Raw genomic sequence first — 16,409 nt, 5'->3', positions numbered from 1 at the left:
GGCGGTCAGGGAACTTCGACGCGATCAAACACGCGCTGGATGATTTTCTCCGGGGTGAGGTCCTCGGCCTCCGCCTCGTACGTCATGGCGATGCGGTGGCGGAGCACGTCGAAGGCGATGGCCTTGACGTCCTCGGGCGTCACGAAGCCCCGGTGGCGCAGGAAGGCATGTGCGCGCGCGGCCTGCGCCAGGGAGATGGTGGCACGCGGTGAGGCGCCGAACTGGATGTAGTCCGCCAGGTCCTTGAGGCCGTACTTGCCGGGCTCGCGCGTGGCGAACACCACGTTGAGGATGTACTCCTTCACCTTCTCGTCCATGTAGATTTGGTGGACGAGCTCGCGGGCGCGGATCAGGTGCTCCACCGCGATGACCTTCTGCGCGCGCGGAGTCGTGCCACCGGACATGCGGTCCATGATGACCTTCTCTTCGTCGCGCGTGGGGTAGCCCACCTTCACCTTGAGCATGAAGCGGTCCACCTGCGCTTCGGGCAGCGGATACGTGCCCTCCTGCTCGATGGGGTTCTGCGTGGCGAGGACGAGGAAGGGCGAGGGCAGCCCGAAGGTCTGGTCGCCAATCGTCACCTGTCGCTCGGCCATGGCCTCCAGCAGGGCGGACTGCACCTTGGCGGGCGCGCGGTTGATTTCGTCGGCGAGGACGATGTTGGCGAAGATGGGACCCTTGCGGACGGTGAAGTTCGCCGCCTGCTGGTTGTAGATCATCGTGCCCACCACGTCGGCGGGCAGCAGGTCCGGGGTGAACTGGATGCGCATGAAGCTGGCGCTGAGCGCGTCCGCCACGGTGCGCACGGTGAGCGTCTTGGCGAGACCGGGCACGCCTTCCAGCAGCACGTGGCCATTGCACAAGAAGCCGATGAGGATGCGCTCCAGCATGTAGCGCTGGCCGACGATGACCTTGCCGGTTTCCTGGTTGAGGACCTCGACGAAGCTGCTTTCCTGCTGCACGCGTTCGTTTAGCGCGCGGATGTCCGTGTTCATGACGCCTCGGTAAGGACTGGCGGCGGGCAGCCTAGGGTTGACCGGGTATCGGGCTCAACACCGCAGAAGGGCGGGCATTCCAGTAAGTTCCGAGTCGGCCCCCCGGAGGGCTCCACCCCATGGCCCTCTTGCCCCCCACCCTCTGTACCACCCCGCGCGGCCCGGTGGGGCCCCAGGACGGGCCATGAAGGGCTCTCCCCTGGCGAAGTCCCCCACGGCGGGCCCGGTGGAGGCCAGCCTGCTGGCACAGCTCTCCCCCGGGGTGAAGGCGACGGTGCACTGGGTGCCTGGAGGGGGCGCGCTGCGGGTGCTGGAGGGGGGCCAGGGCCCCACGGTGGTGCTCCTCCACGGGCGTGGCGGGGCGGCCTCGACGTGGTTCGCGTACCTGACGGCCCTCGCGCGGGGGCACCGGGTGCTGGCGGTGGACCTGCCGGGCTTCGGGATGTCGTCCCCTGGAGAGGGCCCCGTCCGCTCGGCCGAGGAGGGGGTGCGTTTCTTCGCCGACCCGGTGGAGGCGCTCCTGGAGCGGCTCGCCCCTGGGCCCGTGGCGGTGGTGGGTCACTCGCTGGGCGGGCTGGTGGGGCTGGAGCTGAGCCTGCGGGCTCGTGTGCCGGTGGAGCGGCTGGTGCTCGTGGACAGCATGGGGCTGGGTCCGGAGCTGGAGCGCAAGGCCCGCGTCTTCTTCCGCGCGGGACCGGAGCGACTGGCGCGCTCCCTGGGGCCCTGGGCCTGGGCGCGGATGATGCCTCCGGTGCCGACGCCCTTGGGAATGCGGCTCGGGGAGCTGGAGTACGAGCTGGTGGCGGCCCCTGGCGGACGTGACGAGGCGACGCGGGCCTTCAATCGACTGGTGCCCCTGACGGGGCCCGTGTTCCACCACCGCGAGCGGCTGGCCGAAGTGAAGGTCCCCGTGCTCCTCATCTGGGGTGAGCGTGAGGACGTCCTGCCCCTGTCGCTCGCCGAGGAGGCCCTGCGGCGATTTCCGCGCGCGAGGTTGCTGCGCGTGGACGCGGCGCACAGCCCTCATCAGGAGCGCCCCGAGCGCGTGCTTCCGGAGCTGAAGGCGTTCCTGGAGGCGGAAGCTCCGTAGCGGCTCGGCTCAGGGGTCGAAGCGGATGATGCGTTCGATGCGGAAGGTGTCGGACGCCTCCAGCGGCTTCAGGAGCATCAGGTCCGCGCGCTGGCCCAGTGACAGGGACTGCTTCGCGGGACGGGTGAGCCGGTACGTGTCCCCGGGCTTCGCGCCCTTGCCCGTCAGCGGCACGACGAAGAGTCCCTTGCCGTCCACGGTCTCGACCGCACCGAGGATGCGCAGGTCGCCCAGCTCCTCGACCTTGCCCACGTGCGCGAGCAGGAGCTTCTTTCCCTGGCCGCGCACGGCGCGACTGACGGCGATGCCCACGTCGCCCGTGAAGGGCTTGCCGTCCGCGCCGAACATGCCGACGCCCTTGAGCAGCAGGTGGACGAGGCCGGAGCTCTCGTTCTCGGGGATGGAGTCGTAGCGGGAGACGTCGGCCTTTTCGGCCTGGCCATTCGCCAGGGCATCCAGGGCCGTGGCGAGCGCGACGAAGTTGAGGCGGACCAGGGGCTCGTCTGGCGGCAGGGACAGCCACGCGCCGGTCTCGATGAGGACGGTGGGCGTTCCCCAGAGCGTCATGTTGTCGCCGAAGGCACGCACCTCGAAGGAGTCGTCGTAGCGGCCGACCTGCCCGGGCGCGAGCGTCTCCACGGCGTCTCGAATCACCGCGCAGACCTTCTTCGCGAGGATGCGTCCGGGGTTGTCGCTCCGGGCGCGGTCGAAGGCGGGGGCGAGCAGGGAGATGGAGGCGGGGCGACCGGTGTCGCCCACCGCGTGACGCCAGCTCTGGTTGTGGAGGTTGAAGCCGACGGAGGGTTGGAACTTGTCGCGCAGGGACTTGAGGGTGCGGGCCTCGGGCGTCTGGAGCGCAAGCGCGTCCCGGTTGATGTCGATGCCCTGGGCATTGCGACGCTGGAAGCGCTCGGCGCCGTCGGGGTTGAGCATGGGCACGGCGTGGAGGGTGAGGCTGGAGAGCAGCCGCGCGACCCACGGTTCCTGGCGATGCGTGCGGAGATACTCGAAGAAATCGAGCAGCGCGGTGGTCGCGGTGGGCTCGTCGCCGTGCATCTGCGACCAGAGGAGGATGTGGCGCGGGCCGGTGCCCAGCGTGACGTGGTAGAGTGCGCGCCCTTCCACCGAGTGCCCCGCGACCTCCAGTTGGAACAAGTCGGGAGCGCGGGCCTGGAGGGCCTTGAGGTGTTGCTCCACGTCGGGGTGCCGGACGAGCGGCGCCACCGGGAGCGCCTTCGAGTGGACCTGTTCCCACTGCGCCGCGAGCGCCTGGGGGCCGGGGATGGAGACGGAAGAAGAGGAGGACATGGCGGGAGCGGCGGACTGCGCGGAGCGGGCGTGGACCGTGCCCACGAGGCCCCAGGTGAAGACGAGGAGGCAGCGAGCGACGAATTGACTGTAGCGACTGCGTCCGACGTGGAGCATGGCGGTGTCCTTAAGGTCGCGAGTCAATCAAGGAAGCGGCGCTCCCAGCGACGGATTTCTTCTGGGGTGAGGCTGCCCCATGGGCCTTCGTGTCTGTAGAGCCACGGCTCCAGCACGCGTGCCAGCTCGCGGTAGTGCGGCAGTCTATCTCCGGCCTCCAGGTCTCCCGCCTCGGGCCACTCGCCCAGGGACACCATGGCCCGTGAGCCATCAAGTTCCCGCACCGTGGTCCCCGGAAACGTCAAACGGTCGCGGAGCCCCGCGCTTCCTCCCAGTTTGTCCAGGACCGGAGAGCCCAAGAAGGTGAGCCAGACAGGTCCACGAATCAGCGCACCCAATTGGTCGGTGAGTTCATCCATCCCCGACAGGCCAATGCCAGGATGACGAAGCGCGGCGGCACGCACCGGTTGAATATTGCTCTGGAGCCATCCTCGCATCCGGAATGCGAGTCCGACCTCACCTGAGTTGAATGGAAGCCCCTCCGCCAATTCCAATACCAGTGCGCGCACCCGCTCTGGACCCTGTGCCTCTAGAAACTCCGTGGGCAGCCAGAACTCCACCGCTGAGGTCGGCACAAGGCCCCAAGACCGTGCGAGCGGATCCTCCAGTGACTTTCCCAGATAGTTGAATCCGAAAGCCAGTTCATCTCCTCCGCGGCCTCTCAAATGAATGCGCGCGGAGTGGGGACGCGACAGCCATTCATCAACCTGCCCCCATCCCTTTTCGTCGAGGACGTCCCACTCACCCTTCTGGGTGTCGAACTCATCCAAGGCATCCATCCCCACCGCACGGAGATAGACCTCCAAGGCGTGTCGGACCCGATGGGAAATCAGCGAGTGCTCGCACTGGAGATAGAACGAGATGCTCACGCTGTCTCGAAGGACCAGGAATGGCTCTCCCTCGACGTCCTGATGCGCGCGGATTTTGGGAGCGCGTTTCATCGTGAGATTCCCCACCTGGGAGAGACACGCGCCGGTTTTATCTGCAGCATCAGCAGCCTCAAGTAGGCATCCCCCTGGTCCTGCGTCGAGTGTGGACCACCCCTCGGATAGGGACTCCACGATGGTTCGCTCGGACTCGCACAGGGAAACTTGAAGTCATAGGCAGTCTGCATCTTCAGCGGGTCCCCTTGCGCGTGTATCACGACATCGGGAACCAACGTGCCCGCGAGGAGATGGAACAGTCCATCCGCGAGCCACTGCCTCACTTCGTCTGGTTCGAGCAGCCTCAACTGACTCGTCCTCGCATCCGGGAAATAACGCGGCTCCACGCTGAAGCTCCCTGGGAACCGCTCACCCAATCGCGCCCGGGCACACTCCAGTGCGACCTCGTGCTTGGCACTCCCCATTTCCATCGCCCACGTCACCACGTTGTTCCTGGCATCGCGTCGCACCTCCTTCTCACACCACTCCCGGGTCGGTCGCTTCCCTTCTCCCAGCATCCGCTCATTCACCTCGAAGTTGGCCCGCTTCGCGCAGTCCACGAGGATCTCCTCGACCTGGGCGAGTTCCGCCGCCTCCAGGAACCGGAGCGTCGCGACCACCGTCCGCGCCCCCGAAGCGGCGCGCGACAGCCACGGCAACACGGCATCGTCTCCCACCTGCGTGTAACAGGCGGGATTTCGCAGACACGCGTTCGTCGCCGAGTCCACCGTCTGCTCGTAGCGACCAGACCGCTCGTGCCGCCCCGTGCTCGTCGTCGAGCACCCGGCCAGCAACACGCAGACCCACCACGCCACGGCGCGAAGCACGGCGGACGAGACCTGGGACATGGACTCCGCTCCCTCCCGAACGGCACCACCCGACCTCGACTGCTCGCGACGCGGGCAACCTACCACGCGCCTTCGTGGACACGACGGGGCTCGCAACCCACCCGCGCGGCACCCCGTGACGCCCGCGTCTTGGCTACACTGCGCGACCGTGCCGAAAGACCTGCTCGACCTCGATGCGACCCCCGAGCGCCTCCGCGCGCTCACGGACGCCAGAGTCATCCCTCCATCCAACCTGGAGCGCGCGCTCTACCTGTCCACCGCCTCGCCTCCCGCCGATGCCTGGCGCCGCTTCGTGTCGTCCACGCTGCTGGGACTCGGCGCGCTGCTGGTGCTCTCCGGCGTCATCTACTTCTTCGCCTACAACTGGGCCGCCCTGCACCGCTTCGGCAAGCTGGGCCTCATCGCCACCGCCATCGCCGGCACCGCGCTGGGCGCTCGCAAGCTAGGCGACAGACTCGCGGGCCAGCTCTGCCTGCTCGCCTCCTCCGTCCTCGTCGGCGCGCTGCTCGCCGTCTACGGACAGGCCTACCAGACGGGCGCGGACCCATACGAGCTGTTCATCGGGTGGGCCGTCCTCATCCTCCCGTGGGTCGCCATGTCGCGCTTCCCACCCCTGTGGATGCTGCTCGTCATCCTCGCCAACACCGGCCTCATCCTGTTCCAACAGCAGGTCCTCGGAGACACGGATCGCCTCATCACCTGGCTCGCGGTGGCCCTCGGCCTCCTCAACGGCTTCGCCTGGGCCACCTACGAACACTTCGCCAACCTGCGCGTCTCCTGGCTCGCGGACCGGTGGATGCCTCGCGTGCTCGCGGCGATGACCACCGCTCCCCTGCTCGCCGCCGGGAAGGCGTTCATCGTCATCCCCTCCGAAGTCGGCTCCGGCGCCGTCGTCGCCCTGGCCCTGCTCGTCGCGACCTTCGCCGCCGAATACGCGCTCCACCGTCACCTTCGCGGTGAGCTGTTCCTGCTCACCATCGGCGTGCTCAGCCTCATCACGCTCATCACCACCGTCGCGGGCCGCATCCTCATCGTCGACATGGATGCCGACGAACTCACCCTCTTCATCCTTCCCTTCGTCCTCATCGGACAGGTCGCGCTCGCCGTCAGCTGGCTGCGCGCCGAGGCCCGCGCCACCGGCGCCACCGAGGAGTCCTGACATGTCCCTGCGTCCCTCCCTGCGACACGTCATCCAGGAACTCCAACGCGAGCACCAGCTCGACGAGCACGCCGAGGCCCGCGCGCTCGCCACCCTGGAGGTCCACCAGCGCTCCAGCACCGCCACACCCTGGTTCGTCAAAGCCCTCGCCGGCTTCGGTGCCTGGGTGTCCGCCGCCTTCCTGCTGAGCTTCTTCGGCTGCACCGGCCTCTACAAGGAAGAGGCCGCCCTCCTCTGCCTCGGCGTCCTGCTGTGCGTCGGCGCCACCTTCCTCCGACGCTCGGGCCAGGGCGCCTTCCTGGAGCAGCTCGCCCTCGCCCTGGCTCTGGCCGGCGTGGGACTGACGACCAGCGGCATCGCCTTCATGGCCCGTGACGAAATCATCCCCGCCGTCGCGCACTTCATCGTCTGCGCGGCGTTGCTCGTCACCTTCCCAGACCCCGTCATGCGCTTCCTCGCCACGTTCAACATGGCCGGCGCCGCGCTCTTCATCCTCTGGGATGCGCTGGGCGGCGTGGGACTGGACCTCGGCATCCTCGCGTGCGCGGCGCTCGCGCACGGCCTCTTCCTCTTCCAGTCGCGCCTGAGCGCCGGTCCCCGGGGCGCGCTCGTCGGCCCCGCGGCCTTCGCGCTCGCGAGCGGACTGCCGCTCGTGCTCCTCGCGCGGGGCCTGCCCGACGTCATCGGCACCTTCCTCTTCGAGCGCGCGGCCCTGCCCATCCCCGCCCTCACCGTGGGCCTCACCACCATCACCCTCTTCACCGCCTGGAACGTCATGAGGGAGCTGGAGCTGGACCCCACCGGCGTCGCGGGCGCGGCTGTCTTCGCCGCCCTCACCGTGACGGCCCTCATCACCCCGCACACGCCCGCGGTCATCGCCGCCGTCGGATTGCTCACGCTCGGCTTCCATCGCCGCAGCAGCATCCTGCTCGGCATCGCCGTCGCGTTCCTCATCGCCTCGGGCGCCTGGTACTACTACGACCTGGGCCTCACCCTGCTGGCCAAGGCCATCGCGCTGGCCGGCAGTGGGCTCGTCCTGCTCGCGCTCAGATGGGTCCTCACACGGCGCTACCCCACGGCCTCCACGCCGGCGGAGGCACGCTGATGCGTTCAATCCTCTTCTTCGTCGGACTCGCGCTCGCGCTCCTCGTTCCGCTCGGCCTCGTCGCCCAGAAGGAGCACGTCCTCGCCACCGGACAGACCGTGCTGCTGGAGCTGGCCCCTCGAGACCCTCGCTCGTTGATGCAGGGCGACTACATGGTGCTCGACTACGCCCTCACCCGCGCCCTCAACGTCGACGGCCTCGACGGCCCCAGCTCCGGCCTGCTCGTGCTCAAGCTGGATGAACACGGCGTCGGCCGCTTCGTGCGCATGGACAGCCCCGACCAGCCCCTCGCCCCCGGCGAGTTCAAGCTGAGCTACCGCACGCGCAAAGGCAGGACACGCCTGGGCGCCGAGTCCTTCTTCTTCCAGGAAGGTCACGCGGACCACTACGCCCGTGCGCGCTACGGAGAGCTGCGCGCCGCCACCAACGGCTCCAGCGTCCTCGTCGGACTCAGGGACGAGCAACGCCAGCCGCTCGGCGCCGGGCCCGACCCGGAAGCGTCTCCCACCGACGACACGCCACCGTCTCTCATCAACGAAATGGCGCCGTCCCCCACCGACGACACGCCACCGTCTCCCACCGACACGGAAGTGGCACCCACCGACACGCCGTAACCCCACCGCGCCCTCTCGGGATTGACTCCCGGGCGGGTTTCGCGCATCATCTTGTTGATTTCGATAATCAAAATCAAAATCAAGGAGACACGAGATGCTCGGTCAGGGATGCGGCAAGAGAGTGCTCGCGCGGGGGCCATGCGCCGAGGTGACGCGCTGCACCTGTGGTCACATCCATCTGGCGCTGGGTCCGGTGACGATTCGGGTGGAGGAGGAGGTCCTCCGCGCCATTGGCCTGACGATGGCGGAGGCGCTGCAGAACCTGGATGAGCCGGAGCAGGGCCACGCCGAGGAGTCCGATTCCGAGTCGATGCCTTCGCTGCTGGGCGGGTGGAAGCAGTGAGCGCCACCGGCACCCTGAGGGTGTCGCGCACGGAGCAGTCCGCGCGCGTGCGGCGACTGAGCGAGAGCGAGGCGGACGCGGCCGCCCCGGCGGCTCCTCGTGTGACAGCGGCGCCCCTGTCCGTGTTGCTCACGGAAGGCACGGCGCGGGCCCACGAGCAGGCCGAGCGCTCCGTCTTCCTCCAGTCCCTCTTCGTCGACAGCTGGGACGGCATCTACGGCCAGTTCGTCCGGGCCCAGCACTACGTCAGCTACCTGCGCCAGCTCCACGTGCTCTACGCGACGTTCGAGAGCGTGCTGCCGCGCGTGGCCCGCACCGCGCTGACGCCCGTGCTGCTGATGCCGGAGCTGCGCCGCGCCAGCGCGCTGGAAGCGGACCTGGCCTACTTCTGCGGCGAGACGCGCACGGAGACCTTCGCGTGCGTGGAGACGCGCCTGCACGCGGAGCGGCTGCGCGAGGTGGCGGAGGACGCGCCGCATCTGCTCGTGGCGCATGTCTATGCGCGGTGCGTGCTGGACTTCTTCGCCGCGCCGGAGCGCGCGCGAGTCATCTCGAACGCCTTCGAACTGGAGGACGCGCGCGGCACGCTGTTCCACGGCACGGCCACGCCGACGGAGCTCTCGGAGTTCCGCGTGCGGCTCCACTCGCGCATCGACGGGCTGGAGCTGGAAGAGGACGAGGCGCGCGAAATCATCCAGGAGGCGCGCATGGCCTTCCGGCTCCAGGCGCTCGTGTGTGACGAGCTGGCGCGAGGCGCGACGGGAATCGCCCCCGCTTCGGGCGGTGGCTACCGGGGCGGATTCAGCGTGTCCCAGTAGCTGTGCAGACCCCGCAGGTGACTGCCACCGTCCACGAAGAGGCTCTCTCCCGTCACCCAGGAGGACTCCTCCGAGCACAGGAAGGTGACGGCACGGGCCACGTCCTCGGGCATCCCATGGGCGCGGCCCAGGGGGGTGCGCGCGAGCAGCTCGCGGCGCACCGACGGCTCGTCGATGAAGGCGGCGGCCACGGGCGTGAGGGTGGCGCCCGGCGCGACGACGTTGACGCGGATGCCATGGCGCCCCAGCTCCAGCGCCGCTGATCGCGACAGCTGGGCCAGCGCCGCCTTGGAGGCGGAGTAGTGAGCGAACCCCTCCGTCACCACCTCCTGGCAGACCGAGGTGATGTTCACCACCGCGCCGGCGCGCTTCTCGGCGATGAGCGCGCGGGCGAACGTCTTCAGCATCAGGAAGGGCCCCTTCAGGTTCACCGCGAGCACGCGGTCCAGCTCCTCCTCGGGCAGGTCCACGAGCAGCGTCAGGGAGAGTGAGCCCGCGTTGTTCACCAGGATGCCGGGCAGCCCCAACTGCTCCGTGGCGAAGGCGTGGGCGCGCGCGACGTCCTCCGCCCGACACACGTCCCCGGCGAAGGGGACGGCGCGAGCACGCCCCTCCGCTTCGCGATTGAGGCGCTCGGCGGCGTCCGCCACCTTCGTCTCCGTTCGTCCGAAAACCAGCACGCTGGTGCCCTCGCGCATGAGGCGCGAGGCGACAGCCAGACCGATTCCCTGCGCGCCACCCGTGACGATGGCGCTGTTCGAGAGGAGCTTCACGGTTCACCCCCGGGCATCGTGGACCCGGAAGCTAGCAACGGCTCCTCTCGACGAGGATTGTACCGCGGGCCACTGGCCGGACTCAGGCCGCCTCGTCCTCGGACAGGAGGTCCGCGAAGGGCGAGCTCTCCTCGCCGAGGGCCTTGTAGAGCGCCTCCACCTTCTCCAGCTCGCGCTTGAGCGCCTTGTGGTGGTTGCGGTTCTTCACCAGGCTCTCGCGGCCCAACAGCTTGAAGCCGTCGTCCCGCCCCACCTGCCGGATGGCCATGCCCAGCACCAGCCCGCGGAACGCGTCCGCCAGGTCCAGGTCCAGAGGCGCGTTGCGACGCCGCGCCTCCGCGACGAACGCCTGAGCGGCGGCCCGCAGCGCTTCCGGCAGCGGCTTGCTCCCCGGCGCCTGCTCGTAGTCCAGCGCCCGCGCGACGTGCTTCTCGTGGAGCACCAGCTCTCCACCGGAGACGGCGTGCTCCACCATGGCCAGCGTGTAGGCGCGGCGGACGATGTTGTCGAGCTGCCGCAGGTTGCCCGGCCACGAGCTGCCCACCAGCAGTCGCTCCGCGTCCTGCGTCACGCGCGCGTTGCCCTCGGGGGAGCGCTCGCGGTGCCGCCGGTTCACCATGTACTGGGCCCAGAGCGGAATCTCGTCCTGGCGCTCCTGCAAGGCCGGCATGCGCACTGGCAGCACGTTGACGCGGTAGTAGAGGTCCTCGCGGAAGCGGCCCGCGCGCACCTCCGCGTGCAGGTCCGCGTTGGTGCCGATGATGAAGCGCACGTCCGCCTGTCGCTCGCCGGTGCCCTCGCCCAACGGCCGGTAGCTGCGCGACTCCAGCAGATGCAGCAGACCCGCCTGAGCCTTCAGCGACAGCTTGTCGATTTCGTCGATGAACAGCGTGCCGCCATCCGCGCGCGCCACGCTGCCGGGTGCGTCCCTCACCGCGCCGGTGAAGGCGCCCTTCTTCCAACCGAAGAGCTCCGCCATCTGGAGGTCCTCGGGCACCGTCACCAGGTCCAACGTCTCGAAGGGCTTGGCGCGACGGTTGGAGCGCTCGTGGCACCAGCGCGCCAGCCGCGACTTGCCCGCGCCCGTCGCGCCGCTGATGAGGATGGTCTCATCCTGCAACGCGAAGACGCGCAGGATGGGCAGGAGCTCCGCCATGGAGCGGCCCACCACGGGCAGGTACTCGTCCACCTCCGGCGTGGCCACCGGACGCTGCGGCAGCCCCGCGAGGTACGGCGAGGCCACGTCCGCGAGCAACTGGAGCTGCTCGCCGGCTTCGCGCCAGACGAACTCCTGCCCCATCGCCGCCAGACAGTCAGCCTCCAGGGAAATCATCCCCTCGATGCTGCCGCCCGGCGTGCGCAGCGGCAGCACGCAGACGTGCGTCGCATGGCGCCCCAGGAAGCGCTGGCGGCTCTCGTTGCTGTGGAAGCCCGCCAGTCCCGGGTCACCCGTCACGGGCGCGTCCGGCGCATGCGGCTGCACCGTGCCCACGTTGACGTCGATGGACACCGCGCAGCGGTGCTCCACCACCGCGCGCCACGCCGTGGCCGAGGTGAAGAACGGGGTCCCCACACTCGCATCCGTAATCTCTGTTGCTCCCACATCGAGCGCGGCAAGGCGACGATAAGCCTCGCCTGGGCGCAGGTGGACGATTCCTCGGAGCACTCGGGCGCGGGCTGCGTACCGACTGGACGCAACAGCGTCCTGGGCTACGGCCAACATGCGCTTCAGGGTGGTGGCCGCGGCCGTCTCGAAATCCTTCGCCCCCCGCAGCGCGCTCATGAGCTGCGGCATCTCCTCGTGCATCCACTCGCCTCCGTCCGGTGCCATCCGAGAGTACCCGCCAAGGGCCGCTTCGGAAGGAGGCAGTGTAGCGGAGATGAAGAACGCGGAAGGAGCGGCCCCTCCTTCCGCGTTCCCGAACCTCGCTGACGGCTGGGCGCCCGGTTGCTCGCGACGCCACGCGGAAACACCATGCGTGGTTCATGCCAACACCCCGTTTCACGTCTTTTCAGGGGGTTGACTGGAGAGGGGGGCTCTGGAGGCCCGAAACCGCGTCCAAGTGGAACGCAGCTGCGTCCAGATGCGACGCAGATGGGACGTGCCAGGGGGTGTCGCTATGCTCGGAGCCCCTATGACGGCACCAGCGATGCTCCCAGAGCTGCCCGGCGTGGGAGCGAAAATCGGTCCCTACGAGCTGCTCGAGGTGCTCGGCCAGGGAGGCATGGGAGTCGTCTACCGAGGGTGGAACCCGGCCACCGGCGAGGCCGTGGCCGTCAAGACGGTGCGTGCGGCCACCGAGGTGCCGTTGGCCAGCATCCGTCGGGAAATCCATGCGTTGCGCCGCCTCAGGCACCCCGGAGTCGTACGCATCGTCGCGGAGGGGGTGGCACACGGACTGCCCTGGTACGCCATGGAGCTGCTCCGGGGGCAGACACTCCGTGGGGCGACTCGCGCCCCCTCTTCCGACGCACTGGCTGCGTCCCGGTTGAACGCAACGCTCACCCTGATGCGGAGGTTGTGCTCGGCCCTGGCCTTCCTCCACGCCAACGGCCTGGTGCATCGAGATCTGAAGCCGGAGAACGTCTTTCTGCGTCCTGATGGGACGCCGGTGCTGGTGGACTTCGGCATCGCCGCGCGCTTCGGAGGCTCGCGGGGCCGGGAGACGCTGGAGGTGAGCGGCGCCGTGGTGGGGAGCGACACGTACATGGCCCCGGAGCAGCTCCGGGGTGACTACGTGGACGCCCGCGCGGACCTCTACGCCCTGGGGTGCATGCTCTACGAGCAGCTCACCGGACGGCCCCCCTTCATCCCCGGCCGCGAGGGGCCGCTGCCGCACCAGCACCTGCACCTGACGCCCGTTCCCCCGTCGCTGCGCGTGGAGGGGATGCCCGCGGAGCTGGACGCGCTGGTGCTCCGGCTTCTCGCCAAGCGCCCCCAGGAGCGGCCCGGTTACGCGGAGGATGTGTCGTCCGCGCTGGAGGCGCTCGGCGCTGAGGAAGGCGAGGAAGGCGCCGCCACCACGCCCCGGACGCCGGCCTACCTGTACCGTCCGGACCTGGCCGGGCGCGGCGGAGAGCTGGGACGGCTGACGGAGGCGCTGGATTCGGCGGCGCGAGGCCAGGGAGGCCGCGTCTTCCTGGGCGGAGAGAGCGGCGCGGGCAAGACGCGGCTGGCGCTGGAGCTGGCGTCGGAAGCCGGCTGGCGGCGCATGACGGTGGTGACGGGCGAGTGCGTCCCGGTGGCCATGGGCGGCGCGGACCTGCATGCCTCGCCCCTGCACCCGCTGCGTCCGCTGCTCCTGGCCGTCGCGGACCGGTGCAATGAGCGCGGCGCCGCCGAAGCGGAGCGCCTGCTCGGCCCGCGCGGTCGCGTGCTCGCCGCGTATGAGCCATCCCTCATCCAACTCCCTGGCCAGCCAGAGCAACCCGAGCCCCCGCCCCTGCCTGCTCCAGAGGCACGCACCCGGGTGCTGGCCGCGCTGCGCGAGACGCTCCGGGCCTTCGCGGAAGCGCAGCCGTTGCTGCTCGTGCTGGACGACCTCCAGTGGGCGGACGAGCTGACGCTGAGCTTCCTCCTGGAGCTGGACGCGCGGCACCTGGCGTCGCGCCCCGTGCTGCTCGTCGGCACGTACCGGATGGACGAGATGGGCGCGGCGCTGCGCGCGGTGGTGGGCGCGCCGGACGCGGTGCGCGTGGAAGTGGGCCGGCTGGACGCCACCAGCGCGGGGAAGATGGTGCGCGGCATGCTGGCGCTGCGCGAGGTGCCCGGCCCCTTCGTCGACGCCCTGGTGCGCGAGACGAGCGGCAACCCCTTCTTCATCGCCGAATATCTGCGCGCCGCCATCGACGCGGGGCTGCTCTTCCGCGCGCCGTCCGGGGAGTGGCTCTTCGAAGCAGGAGGCAGCGCGGGCAGCCGTCCCCTGCCCCTGCCGGGCAGCATCGCCGAGCTCATCGAGCGCCGGCTGTCCGACCTGGGCGCGGACGGGCGCGCGCTGGCGGAGGTGGCGTCGGTGCTGGGGCGCGAGCTGGATGGTGAGCTGCTGCTCGCCACCGCCGCGCTGCCGGAGAGCGCGGGGCTGGAGGCGGTGGAGGAGCTGCGCCGTCGGCAGGTCCTCGAGGAGTCCGGCGGCGGCCGGCTGCGCTTCGTCCACGACAAGCTGCGCGAGGTCGCCTACGCCCGCATCGCCGACGAACAGCGTCGCGTGCTGCACCACCGCTGCGCCCAGGGCCTGGAGCTGCGCGAGGCGGGGGCGCCGAGGGGCCTCACGCCCCAGGCCGCGGCACTGGCCCACCACTGGTCTCGCGCCGGCGTGCCGACTCGCGCAAGCGTGTGGTTCGCTCGCGCGGGAGACTCGGCGCGCGCCGCCTACGCCAACGGCGACGCCATCACCTTCTACGAGTCCGCCGTGCGCGAGGCCGTGGCGTCCACCCGGAACGCGGATGCGTCCGCCGCGGACGCGAGCACGGTGGCCCTGGACGCCGTCTGGGAGGGATTGGGCGAGGTGCTCGCGCTCACCGGACGGCAGGAGGAAGCGCGACAAGCGTTCCTGGAGGCCCTGGCACGGATTGAGCAGAGCCAGCCCGTCCGTCGCGCCAACGTGCTGCGGAAGGTGGGCAAGTCCTTGCAGACGCACCATCAAAACGAGGAAGCGCTGCGCGTCTATGCCCAGGCTCAAGCCGAGCTGGGCCCGATGCCCGACAGCGTCTCCTCCGCCCCCGGCCAGGTCGAGGCCGCCTGGTGGCATGAATGGGTGCAACTGCAGGGCGAGCGAATCACCGTCCACTACTGGCTGGCCCAGCTCGACGAGATGCGGGCCCTGGTGGAAGGCGTGCGCCCGGTGATGAGGGCCCACGGCACGCCGCTGCAACGCGCGCGCTTCTTCAACTCGCTGGTACAGATGCAACTGCGCAGCGAGCGCTATCAAGCATCAACGGAAACCGTGGCCCACGCCCGGGCCTACGCGGAAGCCGCGTTGGAGGCAGAGGGGGACGCGGAGCACGCGGGAGCCCGGTGCGTGGTCGCCATGGTGTTGCTCTTCCATGGCGCCCTGGACGAGGCCCAGTCGTGGATGGAGGACGCGCTCAAGGGCGCGGAGCGGTTGGGTGACGTGACGTTGCAGACGCGGTGTCTGAGCTATCTCACCGTCATCCTCCGGCTGCGCGGGCAGGTGTCCGCCGCGAGCGAGACGACGGCGCGAACGCTCGAGCTGGCGACGCGCTCCGGCATGGCCGACTACCAGGGCGCGGCGCATGCCCACCGGGCGTGGGTGGCCTCGCGGTCCGGGGACACCGTGCTTTCGCGAGACGAGGCCACCGAGGCGCTGCGCCTGTGGCAGCCCCTCTCGCTCGTGTTTCCCTTCCAGTGGATGGCGCGCTGGCCCCTGCTCGCCGTGGAACTGGAGCAGGGCCGGCTGACCGAGGCACTGGAGCACGCGCGGGCGCTGCTCGCCCACCATCAACAGCGGCTCCCCGACGCGCTCACCCAGCCCCTGTCGACAGCCCTGGAGCACCAGGACGCACGGCGCCTGGAGGATGCTCGGGCGACGTTGCGCCAGGCGTGTGAGTCGGCGCTGCGACTCTGCTATCTGTGACGGATTGACCGACGTGCTCCTTCCCCGTCGCGGGCGTAAGGCCCGTGGCCCATTCCCGAGGTGCGCATGGCAGGCCCTTACTCGTATTTCTTCTTCAAGCCCGACAGCGTGACCATCCTGGAAGGCTTCAGCACGAAGCTCTCGGTGTGGGGCGTCCCCACGCAGTCTCCCGACAAGCTGGAGAACGTGACGGACCAGATGACCTTCCGGGTAGAGACCGGCGATGGTTCCATCGCCATCTCCCAGCCCAACCCGTCCGTCGTGGAAGTCACCGGCCTGGTGTCCAGCGTGAAGCACTCGTGGGTCATCGCCCAGCCGAAGCCCAAGGACGCCACGTTCCCGCCCATCGAGGCTCGCGCGGAGTGCATCGTGGACCAGTCGGACCTGCTCATCTACGCGCCCGATGGGAATCTCTACTGGGTGAAGCCGGAGATGTGGCAGAGCGCGGAGAGACTCTCCATCGATAGCGAGAGCCTGAGCAGTGCCCTCAAGACGCTGGTCGAGAACGAGGCGGTGGTGGCCAACCTGCCCGAGCCACGGAACCTCGCCACGACCAGCGAGAGCCCCGTGGGCGGGAGGGCCGAGCCCATCACCTGCTTCCTGCTCAACCTCAACAGCATCCTCCTCAGCTACTCGCCGGACACGCGGCTCAAGGCTGGCCAGCAGGACCCCGTCTCCCGCCCGCCCTCCTCCCGCCTCTCCGACTCCAAACCTTGATGCGC

Annotated in this window: 14 protein-coding genes; 8 read left to right on the top strand and 6 right to left on the bottom strand. The window is 69.6% G+C overall.

Going from position 1 to position 16,409, the window contains the following annotated elements:
* Window positions 1-5 precede the first annotated feature (5 nt).
* A complete protein-coding gene (locus tag HUA75_RS02935) occupies window positions 6-995 on the bottom strand; it encodes a MoxR family ATPase (protein ID WP_141648836.1) in 990 nt (329 codons plus the stop codon).
* A gap of 184 nt (window positions 996-1,179) precedes the next feature.
* Between HUA75_RS02935 and HUA75_RS02930 the strand changes: the two genes are divergently transcribed.
* Window positions 1,180-2,085, top strand: coding sequence for an alpha/beta fold hydrolase (locus tag HUA75_RS02930; protein WP_174485476.1), 906 nt, complete (start codon window positions 1,180-1,182; stop codon window positions 2,083-2,085).
* Between the two features lie 9 nt (window positions 2,086-2,094).
* Here the strand turns inward: HUA75_RS02930 and HUA75_RS02925 are convergent, their stop codons facing one another.
* Genes HUA75_RS02925 through HUA75_RS02915 form a run of 3 tightly spaced genes read right to left on the bottom strand, consistent with a single transcriptional unit; the run spans window position 2,095 to window position 5,281 of the window.
* Window positions 2,095-3,510 carry a M14 metallopeptidase family protein gene (locus HUA75_RS02925; protein ID WP_174485475.1) on the bottom strand — a complete coding sequence of 472 codons (1,416 nt, stop codon included), beginning with the start codon at window positions 3,508-3,510 and terminating at the stop codon, window positions 2,095-2,097.
* Window positions 3,511-3,533: 23 nt separating this feature from the next.
* Window positions 3,534-4,451 (bottom strand): type VI immunity family protein, encoded by a 918-nt coding sequence (locus HUA75_RS02920; protein ID WP_217445892.1) that lies wholly within the window; start codon window positions 4,449-4,451, stop codon window positions 3,534-3,536.
* Window positions 4,448-5,281: a hypothetical protein gene (locus HUA75_RS02915; RefSeq protein ID WP_174485473.1), complete on the bottom strand. Its 834-nt coding sequence runs from the start codon at window positions 5,279-5,281 to the stop codon at window positions 4,448-4,450. The genes HUA75_RS02920 and HUA75_RS02915 overlap by 4 nt, the downstream gene beginning before the upstream one ends.
* A 148-nt stretch (window positions 5,282-5,429) precedes the next feature.
* Here HUA75_RS02915 and HUA75_RS02910 point away from each other — a divergent pair, with 148 nt between their 5' ends.
* From HUA75_RS02910 to HUA75_RS02890, 5 genes are all read left to right on the top strand, one after another.
* Window positions 5,430-6,440, top strand: a complete 1,011-nt coding sequence (locus tag HUA75_RS02910) for a DUF2157 domain-containing protein (RefSeq protein WP_174485472.1) — start codon at window positions 5,430-5,432, stop codon at window positions 6,438-6,440.
* A 1-nt stretch (window position 6,441) separates the two neighbouring features.
* Window positions 6,442-7,545: a DUF4401 domain-containing protein gene (locus tag HUA75_RS02905; protein WP_174461518.1), complete on the top strand. Its 1,104-nt coding sequence runs from the start codon at window positions 6,442-6,444 to the stop codon at window positions 7,543-7,545.
* A complete protein-coding gene (locus HUA75_RS02900; RefSeq protein ID WP_141647963.1) occupies window positions 7,545-8,159 on the top strand; it encodes a GDYXXLXY domain-containing protein in 615 nt (204 codons plus the stop codon). The genes HUA75_RS02905 and HUA75_RS02900 overlap by 1 nt, the downstream gene beginning before the upstream one ends.
* A gap of 94 nt (window positions 8,160-8,253) precedes the next feature.
* Window positions 8,254-8,502, top strand: a complete 249-nt coding sequence (locus HUA75_RS02895; protein ID WP_141647962.1) for a hypothetical protein — start codon at window positions 8,254-8,256, stop codon at window positions 8,500-8,502.
* Window positions 8,499-9,320: a biliverdin-producing heme oxygenase gene (locus HUA75_RS02890; RefSeq protein WP_174485901.1), complete on the top strand. Its 822-nt coding sequence runs from the start codon at window positions 8,499-8,501 to the stop codon at window positions 9,318-9,320. The genes HUA75_RS02895 and HUA75_RS02890 overlap by 4 nt, the downstream gene beginning before the upstream one ends.
* Here HUA75_RS02890 and HUA75_RS02885 read toward each other — a convergent pair.
* Both HUA75_RS02885 and HUA75_RS02880 read right to left on the bottom strand, forming a co-directional pair.
* A complete protein-coding gene (locus HUA75_RS02885; RefSeq protein WP_141647960.1) occupies window positions 9,290-10,093 on the bottom strand; it encodes an SDR family NAD(P)-dependent oxidoreductase in 804 nt (267 codons plus the stop codon). The genes HUA75_RS02890 and HUA75_RS02885 overlap by 31 nt on opposite strands.
* 82 nt (window positions 10,094-10,175) lie before the next feature.
* Window positions 10,176-11,876 carry a sigma-54 dependent transcriptional regulator gene (locus tag HUA75_RS02880; RefSeq protein ID WP_305794724.1) on the bottom strand — a complete coding sequence of 567 codons (1,701 nt, stop codon included), beginning with the start codon at window positions 11,874-11,876 and terminating at the stop codon, window positions 10,176-10,178.
* 352 nt (window positions 11,877-12,228) lie between these two features.
* Between HUA75_RS02880 and HUA75_RS02875 the strand changes: the two genes are divergently transcribed.
* Window positions 12,229-15,687, top strand: a complete 3,459-nt coding sequence (locus HUA75_RS02875; RefSeq protein ID WP_254627347.1) for a serine/threonine-protein kinase PknK — start codon at window positions 12,229-12,231, stop codon at window positions 15,685-15,687.
* A 66-nt stretch (window positions 15,688-15,753) separates the two neighbouring features.
* Window positions 15,754-16,404, top strand: a complete 651-nt coding sequence (locus HUA75_RS02870) for a hypothetical protein (protein WP_174485470.1) — start codon at window positions 15,754-15,756, stop codon at window positions 16,402-16,404.
* Window positions 16,405-16,409 lie beyond the last annotated feature (5 nt).

Origin of the sequence: Myxococcus sp. CA040A, assembly GCF_013336725.1 — a bacterium.
Lineage (GTDB): Bacteria > Myxococcota > Myxococcia > Myxococcales > Myxococcaceae > Myxococcus > Myxococcus llanfairpwllgwyngyllgogerychwyrndrobwllllantysiliogogogochensis.
This window is presented reverse-complemented; position numbering and strand designations above follow the sequence as displayed.

What these genes read in the sequence shown, in the direction of transcription:
- HUA75_RS02935 (WP_141648836.1), bottom strand. Translation starts at nt 995, where the DNA reads ATGAACACGGACATCCGCGCGCTAAACGAACGCGTGCAGCAGGAAAGC.
- HUA75_RS02930 (WP_174485476.1), top strand. Translation starts at nt 1,180, where the DNA reads ATGAAGGGCTCTCCCCTGGCGAAGTCCCCCACGGCGGGCCCGGTGGAG.
- HUA75_RS02925 (WP_174485475.1), bottom strand. Translation starts at nt 3,510, where the DNA reads ATGCTCCACGTCGGACGCAGTCGCTACAGTCAATTCGTCGCTCGCTGC.
- HUA75_RS02920 (WP_217445892.1), bottom strand. Translation starts at nt 4,451, where the DNA reads ATGAAACGCGCTCCCAAAATCCGCGCGCATCAGGACGTCGAGGGAGAG.
- HUA75_RS02915 (WP_174485473.1), bottom strand. Translation starts at nt 5,281, where the DNA reads ATGTCCCAGGTCTCGTCCGCCGTGCTTCGCGCCGTGGCGTGGTGGGTC.
- HUA75_RS02905 (WP_174461518.1), top strand. Translation starts at nt 6,442, where the DNA reads ATGTCCCTGCGTCCCTCCCTGCGACACGTCATCCAGGAACTCCAACGC.
- HUA75_RS02900 (WP_141647963.1), top strand. Translation starts at nt 7,545, where the DNA reads ATGCGTTCAATCCTCTTCTTCGTCGGACTCGCGCTCGCGCTCCTCGTT.
- HUA75_RS02895 (WP_141647962.1), top strand. Translation starts at nt 8,254, where the DNA reads ATGCTCGGTCAGGGATGCGGCAAGAGAGTGCTCGCGCGGGGGCCATGC.
- HUA75_RS02880 (WP_305794724.1), bottom strand. Translation starts at nt 11,876, where the DNA reads ATGAGCGCGCTGCGGGGGGCGAAGGATTTCGAGACGGCCGCGGCCACC.
- HUA75_RS02875 (WP_254627347.1), top strand. Translation starts at nt 12,229, where the DNA reads ATGACGGCACCAGCGATGCTCCCAGAGCTGCCCGGCGTGGGAGCGAAA.
- HUA75_RS02870 (WP_174485470.1), top strand. Translation starts at nt 15,754, where the DNA reads ATGGCAGGCCCTTACTCGTATTTCTTCTTCAAGCCCGACAGCGTGACC.